Source organism: Porphyrobacter sp. TH134 (assembly GCF_002855495.1).
GTDB lineage: Bacteria > Pseudomonadota > Alphaproteobacteria > Sphingomonadales > Sphingomonadaceae > Erythrobacter.
In genome coordinates, this window is record NZ_PKRO01000014.1 from 17,083 (window position 1) to 29,510 (window position 12,428).

At 64.7% G+C, this 12,428-nt stretch carries 13 protein-coding genes; 8 read left to right on the forward strand and 5 right to left on the reverse strand.

Going from position 1 to position 12,428, the window contains the following annotated elements:
* The first annotated feature begins 72 nt into the window (after nucleotides 1-72).
* Both C0V72_RS08100 and C0V72_RS08105 read left to right on the forward strand, forming a co-directional pair.
* Nucleotides 73-384, forward strand: a complete 312-nt coding sequence (locus C0V72_RS08100; RefSeq protein WP_233999845.1) for a hypothetical protein — start codon at nucleotides 73-75, stop codon at nucleotides 382-384.
* Nucleotides 372-992, forward strand: coding sequence for a response regulator (locus C0V72_RS08105; protein ID WP_324761530.1), 621 nt, complete (start codon nucleotides 372-374; stop codon nucleotides 990-992). The genes C0V72_RS08100 and C0V72_RS08105 overlap by 13 nt, the downstream gene beginning before the upstream one ends.
* A gap of 35 nt (nucleotides 993-1,027) precedes the next feature.
* Here the strand turns inward: C0V72_RS08105 and C0V72_RS16400 are convergent, their stop codons facing one another.
* From C0V72_RS16400 to lepB, 4 genes are all read right to left on the reverse strand, one after another.
* Nucleotides 1,028-1,183: a hypothetical protein gene (locus C0V72_RS16400; protein WP_172438961.1), complete on the reverse strand. Its 156-nt coding sequence runs from the start codon at nucleotides 1,181-1,183 to the stop codon at nucleotides 1,028-1,030.
* A 123-nt stretch (nucleotides 1,184-1,306) separates the two neighbouring features.
* Nucleotides 1,307-2,236, reverse strand: a complete 930-nt coding sequence (gene era, locus C0V72_RS08110; protein WP_101793326.1) for a GTPase Era — start codon at nucleotides 2,234-2,236, stop codon at nucleotides 1,307-1,309.
* 165 nt (nucleotides 2,237-2,401) lie between these two features.
* Entirely contained in the window at nucleotides 2,402-3,088 is a 687-nt protein-coding gene (gene rnc / locus C0V72_RS08115) for a ribonuclease III (protein WP_233999846.1), read from the reverse strand.
* Nucleotides 3,085-3,939 (reverse strand): signal peptidase I, encoded by an 855-nt coding sequence (gene lepB, locus C0V72_RS08120; protein ID WP_101793329.1) that lies wholly within the window; start codon nucleotides 3,937-3,939, stop codon nucleotides 3,085-3,087. The genes rnc and lepB overlap by 4 nt, the downstream gene beginning before the upstream one ends.
* A gap of 49 nt (nucleotides 3,940-3,988) precedes the next feature.
* Between lepB and pgi the strand changes: the two genes are divergently transcribed.
* From pgi to gorA, 3 genes are all read left to right on the forward strand, one after another.
* Complete coding sequence (pgi, locus tag C0V72_RS08125; RefSeq protein WP_101793332.1) at nucleotides 3,989-5,551, forward strand: glucose-6-phosphate isomerase; 1,563 nt, start codon at nucleotides 3,989-3,991, stop codon at nucleotides 5,549-5,551.
* Between the two features lie 242 nt (nucleotides 5,552-5,793).
* Entirely contained in the window at nucleotides 5,794-7,329 is a 1,536-nt protein-coding gene (locus C0V72_RS08130) for a DEAD/DEAH box helicase (protein ID WP_101793335.1), read from the forward strand.
* A 144-nt stretch (nucleotides 7,330-7,473) separates the two neighbouring features.
* Nucleotides 7,474-8,826, forward strand: a complete 1,353-nt coding sequence (gene gorA, locus C0V72_RS08135; RefSeq protein ID WP_101793338.1) for a glutathione-disulfide reductase — start codon at nucleotides 7,474-7,476, stop codon at nucleotides 8,824-8,826.
* A gap of 3 nt (nucleotides 8,827-8,829) precedes the next feature.
* Here the strand turns inward: gorA and C0V72_RS08140 are convergent, their stop codons facing one another.
* Entirely contained in the window at nucleotides 8,830-9,936 is a 1,107-nt protein-coding gene (locus tag C0V72_RS08140) for an NAD(P)/FAD-dependent oxidoreductase (RefSeq protein ID WP_101793467.1), read from the reverse strand.
* An 87-nt stretch (nucleotides 9,937-10,023) separates the two neighbouring features.
* Between C0V72_RS08140 and C0V72_RS08145 the strand changes: the two genes are divergently transcribed.
* From C0V72_RS08145 to mce, 3 genes are all read left to right on the forward strand, one after another.
* Nucleotides 10,024-11,556, forward strand: a complete 1,533-nt coding sequence (locus tag C0V72_RS08145) for an acyl-CoA carboxylase subunit beta (RefSeq protein ID WP_101793341.1) — start codon at nucleotides 10,024-10,026, stop codon at nucleotides 11,554-11,556.
* A complete protein-coding gene (locus C0V72_RS08150) occupies nucleotides 11,553-11,813 on the forward strand; it encodes a hypothetical protein (protein ID WP_101793343.1) in 261 nt (86 codons plus the stop codon). The genes C0V72_RS08145 and C0V72_RS08150 overlap by 4 nt, the downstream gene beginning before the upstream one ends.
* Before the next feature lie 162 nt (nucleotides 11,814-11,975).
* Nucleotides 11,976-12,428: a methylmalonyl-CoA epimerase gene (gene mce, locus C0V72_RS08155; protein WP_101793346.1), complete on the forward strand. Its 453-nt coding sequence runs from the start codon at nucleotides 11,976-11,978 to the stop codon at nucleotides 12,426-12,428.

Here is a 12,428-nt window from a genome sequence, read left to right on the forward strand (position 1 = left end):
CCGGCGCAGGGACGTTGGTAAATAATAAAGCATTTGCACCCTACCACGGTGGCCGGAACAAGGGCCTGCGCCGTGATAGAAATCGAAATCCAGAACGAGACCCACCAGACCCAGAGCCGCATCCGCTTTGCTGCGGTGCCGCGGATCGGCGAAGGCATTCGCCTGCGCGAACCGGACGGGATGTGGGCGAGTTATGACGTGCTCGACGTGTGGTACCAGAAGGCCGAATTCGGCGATGTCTGGATGCCCTATCTGCACATCCGCATGACGCCGGGCGAAGGCGCGGCAGGGGAGCCTGATCCCTATTCCGATGATTTTGCTGCAAGCGCCTATGACGCCGGGTTTGCCACTTTTGCCGGGGAGCCGCAGCCGTGCAGAATCTGATCAAGCGCCACACCGGCCCCAATCGCCGCGCCGGGCACGACGGCAAGACGCTGGCGGAAAAGCTCGCGCAGAACGAAGCGCTGCTCGCCGCCGCCGCGCAGGAAGATGCAGCCCGCGCCGAAGCCGCACCGCCGCGTCCGGCCCAGCCTGTCGCCAGCGATCCCGACGATACGGCAGCGATTGTCGCCGCTGCCAAGGCGATGCGCGACCGTTATGCCGGGCAGCCTGCACTGGCGGCGACAACCAAGACCTGTCTGATCGTTGACGACAGCCGGGTGATCCGCAAGGTTTCGAGCAAGATCGCACTCAGCCTCGGCTATGTGCCGGTCGAAGCGGAAAACGGCGAGGAGGCACTGGCGCGGTGCAAAAAGTCGATGCCCGATCTGGTGCTGACCGACTGGAACATGCCCGAAATGGACGGCATCGAATTTGTCCGCCGCCTGCGGAGCATACCCACGCCGAAAGAACCGGTGGTGGTGTTCTGCACGTCGAACGGAGAGGCGAAGGACATTCACGATGGCATCGCGGCTGGCGCGGATGATTATATCGTCAAGCCATTTGACGAAGCGGCGCTGAAGGCCAAGCTGGAGAAGCTGGGGCGGGGGTGACATGGCGCTGCATCGGAATGCAGCGCCTATGCCAGTCAGGGAAGCGGAAGCCGAATCGGCGGCTTGGGCGTACCGTTGGGGAAGTATGAGTTGTCCACCCATACGCCGCCAGGATATTGATCTTCCAAATCTTCCATGATGCTGCCGCCAGCAACCAGCGAGGTCTCGGCGTTGTTTAGTTCAACGATCATACTGTACACTCCCCATGTTTCAGAGGGACCCAGCCTACGCCAGCCAACTGGCTTTGAGCATCAGTCAGACAAACTAGGCCACCTGACCTAGTCCGCTAGGCAAACGGCGTGGACAATGCCGGACTATCGCACCCAGTCCAGCCCGATCTCTTCGAAAATCTCCTTGTCCTCGGCCCAGTTTTCCAGCTGTTTCACATGGAGATAGAGATGCACCGGCACGCCCAGCACCTCGGATAATTCCTTGCGTGCTGCTGCCCCGATCTGCTTGATCCGCGATCCGCCCTTGCCCAGCACGATCGCGCGCTGCGTTTCGCGGGCCACCACGATCTGCTGGTGTATTTCGATGCTGCCATCCTTGCGCACCTCGTATTTTTCAGGCCGCACCGCACTGTCATAGGGCAGTTCCTCGTGGAGCTGCTGGTAGAGCTGTTCGCGGGTGATTTCGGCGGCGAGCAGGCGTTCGGATGCGTCGGAGACCTGATCTTCGGGATACATCCATTCCGCTTGCGGCATCATGCCAGCAAGCGCGTCTTTCAGCTCCGGCACACCGTCGCCGGTCAGCGCCGAGACGAAGTAGATTTCAGCGAAGTCCACCTTGCCGCCCAAGTCCTGTGCCAACGCCAGCATGGGTTCCTTTTTGGCGCGGTCGACCTTGTTGATGACAAGGATCTTGCGTTCCGGGCGGGTCGCCAGCGCTTCCAGCAGGGGCTCCAGCTCGTGGCGGCGTTGCTTGATCGGATCGACCAGCAGCAGCACGGCATCGGCGCTTTCCGCGCCTTCCCATGCAGCGCTGACCATCGCCCGGTCGAGCCTGCGGCGCGGCGCAAAGATCCCGGGTGTGTCGACGAGAATCATCTGCACGCCGGCGCCGTCCAGCTCGTGCAAGGCAATGCCCAGCATCCGTGCGCGCGTCGTCTGCGCCTTGGCGCTGGTGATCGCGACCTTCTGGCCGACCAGCTGGTTCACCAGTGTCGATTTGCCCGCATTGGGCGCGCCGATCACGGCGACCATGCCGCAGCGGGTGGAGGCGGGGGGCGGGGGGATGTCAGTCATGGCCGTACAATATCCGTTTAGCGTGTGTTTGTCGAAGGGGAGAGCGGGGCATGACGGCGGTTAGCGCCTTCCTGACGGCGGTTAGGCCCGGTCAAGACCCCGGTCAGGTCAATGGGAATTGGCCGAAGCCGCAATGTTTCACGTGAAACATTTGGGGAACAAAACTCACCCGAACCGTTCCAGAAACGCCTTGGCAGCGAGCCGTTCTGCCTCGCCCTTGCTGTTTGCGGTCGCGGCGGCGCTGCCGACATTGCGCACGCTGACCTCGACGGTGAAGCGCGCGGCGTGATCGGGCCCGCTGCGGTCGGTGACCTGATACACCGGGGTTGCCCGGCGGTTGCCCGCAGCCCATTCCTGAAGCGCGCTTTTGGGGTGCTTGGACTTGCCGACATCGCCTTCCAGTTCGTGCACCCACAAGCGGTAGATCAGGTTTTGCGCTGCCTCGAAGCCGTGTTCGATAAAGCAGGCGCCAATCAGCGCCTCCATCACATCGCCAAGGATCTTGTCACTGTCGCTCCCGCCATCATCGCGCGCCTGCTTGCCGAGGCGAATGTGGGCGGGCAGGCCAATGGTGCGGGCGATCCGCGCGCAGGTTGCCCCGCTCACCAGCGCATTGAGCCGCTGCGAAAGCTTGCCTTCGGGCGCGTCGCCTGCCTTGAACAGCCAGCTGGCCACCGACAGGCCCAGCACGCGGTCGCCGAGGAATTCGAGCCGCTGGTAATCCGCCGCTTCCGCGCCCGATCCGTTGAAGCTGCCGTGGGTCAGCGCTTCCAGCCACGGCGCTTCCCGCGCAGGCGCAAAGCCTTGCTGTTCCAGCCAGGCGCGGGCGGCAGGGTCCAGACCCGTACTCACAATCGCTCTCCGATCCGCTGCCAGCGCGCCGCCGAAAACCACGTCCAGGGACGCAGCCAGTCAGCGCTGCCATCGGTTGACCAGACGATCAGTTCCGCGCGGCCCACCAGCAGCGCCTGCGGAACCATGCCGACCCCGCCGCCAGCGGCTGCTGCAAACCGGCTGTCGAGCGAATTGTCGCGGTTGTCGCCCATCACGAACACGTGGCCTGCGGGCACGACCTGCTCGGCCAGACTATCAGCGCGCGACGGACCAAAATCGATCACGTCATAGGCCGGGCCGCCCGGCAGCGTTTCGTGCAGCGCCGTGTAACGGCACAGCGGTGCGCCCGTTTCGCCCGCCTCGCCCGTTTCAGCTTGTCCGGCTTTGCCGCCCCACGCGCAGCCGGTGTTCGGCGACATCGGCACCGCCAGCTGCCGCGCAGCCGTGCGTGGCACCTGTTCGCCGTTCAGCACCACCGCGCCGCCGATCACCGCAACCCGGTCACCCGGCAGGCCGATTACGCGCTTGATGTAATCGGTGCCATCAACGGGGTGCTTGAAGATCACCACGTCGCCGCGCGATGGCGTTGCCGCCAGCAGTCGCCCTTCGGGCAGCGGCAGTTCGAGCGGAAAGGAATGGCGCGAGATGCCATAGGGCCACTTGGCCGCCAGCAGATAGTCACCGTTCATCAGGCGGGGCAGCATGCTTTCGGACGGGATCGAGAAGGGCGAGAATACGAATACCCGGAAAGCCAGCACGGCCAGCAGCAGCTTGATGATAAACCACACAAATCCCGCCCAGCTATCGCTGCTGCGAGCGTTCGGGGCGGCCGCGGGCGGCGATCCCAGCGATTGGGTCTTAACATCCATCGCCCTTGCCCTTACGCGCAGCGGCACAGTTGCGCAAAGGGGAACGGCGATGAACACTGCGAACACGGCACAAGACGCAACCGCACGCGCGGCGGCTTGGGCGACTTTGCGGGCCATGGCCCGGCCAAGCTTGGCAGACTTGTTTGCAGCCGACGCCGGCCGCCCCGCGCAGCTGACCCGGCGCATTGCCTGGCCCGATGCATCAGGCAGCCTGCCCGAAGCCGGGATGCTGATCGATTTCTCCAAAACCCATCTCAGCGATGACGCGCTCGCTGCGTTCGAGGCGCTGGCCGACGCGGCAGGCTTTGCCGCTGCGCGCGAGGCGCTGTTCAGCGGCGGCATCGTCAACCCGACCGAAGGCCGCGCCGCCACCCACGGCGCGCTGCGCGGCAGCGGCACGCCCGCGCAGGTCGAGGAAGCCGAAGCGCTGCTCGCCCGCATGGGGATGCTGGTCGAGGCCATTCATGAAGGCGCACTGGGCGAGATCAGGCATTGCATCGCCATCGGCATCGGCGGTTCGGCGCTCGGCCCGGCGCTGGCGATTGACGCGCTGACCCGTGAGGGCGCGCTGGTGGATGTGCATGTCGTCTCGAATATTGACGGGCTGGCGCTGGAAGCAGCGTTCCGCGCCTGCGATCCGCAGACCACTTTGATCGCGGTCGCCTCCAAGACCTTCACGACCACCGAGACGATGACCAATGCCGCCAGCGCGCTGGCATGGCTGGAGGATAGCGGCGTTGAGGACCCCGGCGGGCGTGTGGTCGCGCTGACCGCTGCGCCGGAAAAGGCGGTGGAATGGGGCGTGGATGAAACCCGCGTGCTGCCCTTCATCGACAGTGTCGGCGGGCGGTATTCGCTGTTCTCGTCGATTGGTTTTCCGGTCGCGCTGGCTACCGGGATGGAAGCGTTCCGGGCGATGCTGGCCGGGGCCAAGGCGGTGGACGATCATTTCCGCCATGAGAATGCCCGCGCCAACGCCCCGCTGCTCGCCGCGTTCTGCGACCAGTATTACACCCGGCTGCACGGCTGCCAGACCCGCGCGGTATTCGCCTATGACGAGCGGCTGGCGTTGCTGCCCGATTACCTCCAGCAGTTGGAAATGGAATCCAACGGCAAGAGCGTGACGGTGGACGGCGCGCCGGTCGATGGGCCGACGGCAGCGGTGACATGGGGCGGTGTCGGAACCGACGCGCAGCACGCCGTATTCCAGCTGCTGCATCAGGGCACGCACCTGATCCCGGTGGATTTCATTGTCGCCATTGAGCCGGGCGACACGCTCGACCCGGCGCATCACCGCATCCTGCTGATGAACTGCCTCGCGCAGGGCGCCGCGCTGATGGCGGGCAAGCCGTCCGACGATCCGGCGCGCGCCTATCCGGGCGACCGACCCTCGACCACCTTCCTGCTCGACGATTGCGACGCAGCCGCGCTGGGCGCGCTGATCGCGTTCCACGAACACCGCACCTTTGCCAATGCGGTCTTGATGGGGATCAACCCCTTCGACCAGTTCGGGGTGGAACTGGGCAAGGCGATCGCGAAGCAGATCGAAAGCGGCGAGGGGGAGTTTGATCCAAGCACCACGGCGCTGATGGCGGCGGCGGGGCTGGGATGATGAACGAATAGATTGACTTTCCGCGCCATCACGCCCACATGCCCCACATCGAAGCGCGTTAGCCATGCGTGAAGCGGCGGAAATCTGAAAACATCCGCCCCGGCCGCACTTCGGTTCTACCCCCAAGACTTCCCTTTTCACGCGGGCGGTTTCAACCCCCGCGCCGCGCGTGGCGTGCCTGTGGACGCTTGTCGTCCGGGCCGGTCCAGCGCGCGTCGCAGATATTTGCGAGTGCATTTACCATGACGACTTTTGCTGACCTCGGGCTCTCGCAGCCCGTTCTTCAGGCGCTTGACCTCAAGGGCTATTCCACCCCCACCCCGATCCAGGAACAGGCGATCCCCGCCGTATTGAAGGGGCGCGATCTGCTCGGGATCGCGCAGACCGGCACCGGCAAGACTGCCGCGTTCATGCTGCCGAGCATCGACCGGCTGCGCGAAGCCGACAAGCAGATTCCCTTCAAGTCCTGCCGCATGCTGGTGCTGGCCCCGACCCGCGAACTCGCGGTGCAGATTGCCGATAGCGCCAAGGATTACGGCGCGCTCGCCGGCCTCAAGGTGCAATGCATCGTCGGCGGCACCAGCGTGGGCAAGGATCGCAACAAGCTGCACCGCGGCACCGACATTCTGGTCGCCACCCCGGGCCGCTTGCTCGATCTGATCGACCAGAAGGCGCTCAATCTTGCCGGGATCGAGATCCTGGTGCTCGACGAAGCTGACCAGATGCTCGACCTCGGCTTCATTCACGCGCTGCGCAAGATCAAGGAACTGGCCCCCAAGGATCGCCAGACGCTGTTCTTCAGCGCGACCATGCCCAAGGCGATCAAGGAGCTGGTGAGCGGCTTCTGCAACAACCCCGTGCAGGTGTCGGTGACCCCCGAAAGCACCACCGCCGAACGTATCGACCAGTACCTGTTCATGGTGCAGCAGGATGAAAAGCTGAGCTTGCTCGAAATGATCCTGAAGGGCCGTCACACCGTGCCCGGTGCGATCGAACGCGTGCTGATCTTCACCCGCACCAAGCACGGCGCCGACCGCGTGGTGAAGAAGCTGGAGCAGGCGGGCATTCCCGCCAACGCGATCCACGGCAACAAGTCGCAGCCGCAGCGCCAGCGCGCGCTCGACGAATTCCGCAAGGCGCGCGTGCCGGTGCTGATCGCCACGGACGTTGCCGCGCGCGGGATCGATATTCCCGGCGTCAGCCACGTCATCAATTACGAACTGCCCAATGTGCCCGAACAATACGTGCACCGCATCGGCCGCACCGCGCGGGCGGGCAAGAGCGGGATCGCGATTGCCTTCTGTGCCGAGGACGAACGCGCATATCTGAAGGATATCCGCAAGGTGACCGGCGCCGAGCTTGAGCGCCTGCCGCTGCCGGATAACTTCCGCGCCGTGGTGGAAGGCGAAGGCCCGACCAAGCCGGCCGCGCGCGTGCCGATGAAGCGCGTCAATCCGCGCCCGCTCGGTCAGCGTCCGCAGGGCGACCGCAAGCCGCAGGGTGAACGCCGTCCGCAGGGCGACCAGCGCCGTGCCGAAGGCGAGCGTCGTCCGGCCCCGCAGGGCGAGCGTCGTCCGCAGCAGGGTGAGCGCAAGCCGCAGCAGGCGCATGGCTCAGGTGGTCAGGGCCGTCCCGGCGGACATGGCGGCGGTGATCGCCGTCAACCGGGCGGCGGTGGCCATCCCGGTGGCAATGGTGGCGGTGGCGGCGGTGGTCGTGGTCGCGGCCGTCCCGGCGGCGGCGGTGGCGGCGGGCGTCCGCGCGCTGCCAGCGTCTGATCGCTGACACAGCCAATATAAACAGGGCGGGGGGCGACAAGCCTTCCGCCTTTTGTTTGTCCGAAATCCGGATTCTCGCAGGCGTAAGGTTGTCGCCTCCGCCGCACGCCGCCATATGCGACCCCGAACCAACGGGAGCGACCAATGGCCGACGCATATGATTTTGACCTCTTCACCATCGGCGCAGGCTCGGGCGGGGTGCGCGCCAGCCGCGTTGCCGCCGCACACGGCGCCCGCGTCGCCGTGGCCGAGGAATACCGCGTCGGCGGCACCTGCGTGATCCGCGGCTGCGTGCCCAAGAAGATGCTCGTCTACGGCGCGCATTTTGCCGAGGATCTGGAGGATGCGAAAAGCTTCGGCTGGACGATCGAGGGCAAGCGCTTTGATTGGGCGCGCCTTCGCGATTCCGTGCAGACCGACGTAACCCGGCTGGAAGGGCTCTACGGCCAGACGCTTTCCAATCACAAGGTCACCGTCTTCAACGAACGCGCGGCCATCACCGGCGACCACCAGATCACGCTGGCCAGCGGCAAGGTGGTTACCGCCGCCCACATCCTGATCGCCACCGGCGCGCGGCCGCTGATCCCCGAGTTTCCCGGCAACGAACACGTCATCACCTCGAACGAGGCGTTCCACCTCGACACCCTGCCGCGCCGCATCCTGATTGCGGGCGGCGGCTATATCGCCAATGAGTTCGCGGGTATCTTCAACGAATTCGGCTGCAAGGTCACCATCGCCAACCGGTCTGACACGATCCTGCGCAGCTATGATGCCGCGCTGCGCGACCGGTTGCTGCAAATCTCGATGGTGAAGGGCATCACCTTCCTGTTCCACGCCGAGTTCGAGCATATCGAGAAGCAGGCGGATGGCACGCTGCTCGTCAAGCTGACGGGCCAGGAGGCGTGCGAATATGACGCCGTGATGGTTGCCACGGGCCGCGTGCCCAATATCGAAGGACTGGGGCTTGAAGCTGTCGGGGTCGAGACGGGCAAGAAGGGCGAGATCGTGGTCGATGCCTTCAGCAAGACCAATATCGATTACATCTACGCTGTGGGCGATGTGACGGACCGGGTGCAGCTCACCCCGGTGGCGATCCGCGAAGGTCAGGCCTTTGCCGATTCCGTGTTCGGCCCGGGCGAGCCCTACGCGGTCGATCATTCCTGCGTGCCGAGCGCGGTGTTCAGCCACCCGCCGATCGCCGCGGTCGGCCTGACCGAGAGCGAGGCGCGCAACAGCCTCGGCAATATCAAGGTCTATCAGGCCGATTTCCGCCCGATGAAGAATGTGGTGGCAGGGCGCAACGAGCGCAGCCTGTACAAGATGATCGTCGATGCCGCGAACGACCGGATCGTGGGCATTCACATGATCGGCCCCGATTCGCCGGAAATCATGCAAGCCGCCGCCATCGCGGTGAAGGCGGGTCTGACCAAGGCCGATTTCGACGCGACGGTCGCCATTCACCCGACCATGGCGGAAGAACTGGTGCTGTTCAAATAGGCGTCACGCGCCAAGCCGGGCGGGCGCGAAGGTGTCAGCCGAAAGGCCCGCATCGTTGCAGTCGGCGGGGAAGGGCAGGCCCAAAACCGCCGCTGCTGCGATGCGCGAAAGCGCAGGCGCAGTCTGGAACCCCGCCCCGCCTTGCCCCGCGCACCACACGAAGCCCGGCGCAGCGGCGGCATGGCCCACCACCGGCAGCTCGTCTGGCGCAAAGCTCCTGAGGCCTGCCCAGCTGTGGCTGATCCGGCGAATGGGGAGGGTGGTGGCCTGCTCCACCCGGTCAGCAGCGATGGCAATGTCGAGCTCCTCCGGCGCAGCATCGCAAGGGTCGGACGGGGTCTGGTCCATCGCTGAGGCGAGGATCTGGCTGCGCCCCTCGGGCAGCAGGTAGAAGCCTTCGCCCACGGTTTTGGTGAAGGGCCAGTGGCTGACCTCCTCACCACCAGGCGCGGCGAAGCTGATAACGGTGCGGCGGCGCGGCTGGATGCCGATGGGGGTGACCCCGGCGAGGCGCGCGATGTCGTCCGCCCAGGCCCCTGCGGCGTTGACGAGGATCGGCGCAGCGAAATGCCCCGCTGTGGTTTCCACCTGCCAGCTTGCGCTGTCGCGCCGGATCGCGCTGACCCGGGCGCCCGTGACTACGTGACCGCCGCCTTCACGCACTGCGGCCACGCCCGCTTGCAGCATTGCATGGGTATCGAGCTTCAATGACCCGTGATCGACCAGCGCCGCGGCGCAGGCTTCCGCCTTCAGCGCCGGCATCAGCGCGCGCGCGGCATCAGCCCCGATCCGCGCGCAATCGCAGTCATAGCGCCGGTGCACCGCCTCCAGCGCATCAAGCGCCGCAATCTCATCGGCCGAAGCAATATGCAGCGCCGGATGTACAGAGCCATGCGCCGCCAGTTCAGCCATGCTGAGCGCAGTCAGCGTGCGCACCGGTTCGTTGCCAAGGCCATAATGTGCAAAGGCGACGCTGCGCCCGGAGGCGTGGTAGCCCGGCGCGCTTTCACTCTCCAGCACCACCACGCGCCGATGGGCCGCAATTCGCGCCGCGACCGATAGCCCCGCGATCCCGCCGCCCACCACCACTACGTCTGCCGCTTGCATCATCGCGCCTCCCGCCATTTTTGGCACGTTGACGCTTGGCGCACGCTAAGGCAACGGGTTGCGACAAGAGACTTGAGGAGAGGAACCCGCGTGTCCGCCAACATCGCCGAAATGGAACGCCGCCGCGAAGCTGCTCGCATGGGAGGCGGGCAGAAGCGGATCGACGCCCAGCACGCCAAGGGCAAGCTGACCGCGCGCGAACGGCTCGACGTGCTGCTTGACGAAGGCAGCTTCGAAGAGGTCGATGCTTACGTTGAGCATGACTGCAACGATTTCGGGATGGAAACCCAGCGCATTCCGGGTGACGGGGTGGTGACGGGCAGCGGCACCATCAACGGGCGCTTGGTCTATGTCTTCTCGCAGGATTTCACCGTGTTCGGCGGCTCGCTGTCGAAGCGCCATGCCGAAAAGATCTGCAAGGTGATGGACACTGCGCTGAAGGTCGGTGCGCCGGTGATCGGCCTCAACGATTCGGGCGGGGCGCGCATTCAGGAGGGCGTGGCCAGCCTCGGCGGCTATGCCGAGGTGTTTCAGCGCAATGTGCTGGCGAGCGGCGTCGTGCCGCAGATCAGCCTCATCATGGGGCCGTGTGCGGGCGGGGCGGTGTACTCACCCGCGATGACCGACTTCATCTTCATGGTGAAGGATTCGAGCTACATGTTCGTCACCGGGCCCGATGTGGTGAAGACCGTCACCAACGAGGTCGTGACGCAGGAGGAGTTGGGCGGGGCGATCACCCACACCACCAAGACCTCCGTGGCAGACCTCGCCTATGAAAACGATGTCGAGGCGCTGCTGGCGACCCGCCGGTTTATGGACTTCCTGCCGCTGTCTAACCGCGAAGGCGTGCCCGAACTGCCAACCAGCGATCCGTGGGACCGGCTCGACATGAGCCTCGACACGCTGATCCCCGATAACGCCAACCAGCCCTATGACATGCACGAAGTCATCGCCAAGGTGCTGGATGAGGGCGATTTCTTCGAGATTCAGCCGATGCACGCGGGCAATATCCTGTGCGGGTTCGGCCGCGTCGAAGGCCGCACCGTGGGCGTGGTGGCGAACCAGCCGATGGTGCTGGCGGGCGTGCTCGACATCAATTCCTCGAAGAAGGCCGCGCGCTTCGTTCGGTTCTGCGATGCCTTCGAGATCCCCATCATCACCTTCGTCGACGTCCCCGGCTTCCTCCCCGGCACCGCGCAGGAGCTGGGCGGGATCATCAAGCACGGCGCCAAGCTGCTCTTCGCCTATGCCGAGGCGACCGTGCCCAAGATCACCGTGATCACCCGCAAGGCCTATGGCGGGGCCTATGACGTGATGGCGAGCAAGCACCTGCGTGGCGACCTCAACTACGCCTGGCCCACGGCGGAAATCGCGGTGATGGGCGCGAAGGGCGCGGTGGAGATCATCTTCCGCCAGGACCGCGGCGATGCGGAGAAGATCGCCGAAAAGACCAAGGAATACGAAGACCGCTTCGCCAACCCCTTCGTGGCCGCCCAGCGCGGGTATATTGATGAGGTGATTTATCCGCACTCGACGAGGAAGCGCGTCGCGCTGGGGCTAAGGAAGCTGCGGACGAAGAGTTTGGAGAACCCGTGGAAGAAGCATGACAATATTCCGCTGTGATTGATAAACTCGAACAGCTGAAGCGCCTCCTTTGGGAGGAGTGGGATCCGATAGGCGTCAACGATATGCCCGACGCCGAAGGTGAATATGGCAGCTATGCCCATCAGGTTTTTCAGATGTTGAACCAAGGCAAGAGCAAAGCGGACATGCTTGCTTATCTTGAGTGGGTTGAGACTGAATATATCGGCCTAGGGCTGAGCGGCCGAAGCCGCGCAATCGTAGACCGTATTTTTGAAATTCATCGGAGTGCGAAATGAAACTCGGATGCCTCAAGCACATCGGGGTCGCCACGCCATAACCACCTTCGTCACCCTGAACTTGTTTCAGGGTCCATCCCGCCCCACGCACCGGCGGTGCGGGCCGCAGAATGGATGCTGAAACGAGTTCAGCATGACGGGAATTGAGAGAGGAATGCACCAGTGAAGCTGGGAAGATTGAACCACATCGGGGTCGCCACGCCCTCCATCGCTGACAGCATCGCCTTCTACCGCGACGTCATGGGCGCGACCAAGCTCCACACGCCCTTCGACCTTGAAGAGCAGGGCGTGAAGGTCTGCTTCGTCGACACGCCGGCTGCGGACGGGGCAATGAACGGAACGCAAATCGAGCTGATCGAGCCGCTCGGCGAAAACTCCACCCTCGCAAGCTTCCTCGCCAAGAACCCTTTGGGCGGGCAGCATCACCTGTGCTTCGAAGTGCCCGACATCGCCGAGGCGCGCAGCGAGTTCGAGGCGCTCGGCAAGCGCATCCTCGGCCCCACCCGCATCGGCGCGCACGGCACCCCTATCTTTTTCGTCCATCCCAAGGACATGGGCGGCATGCTTACCGAGATCATGGAGACGCCCAAAGAGGGCACGCACTGGTCGAACTGA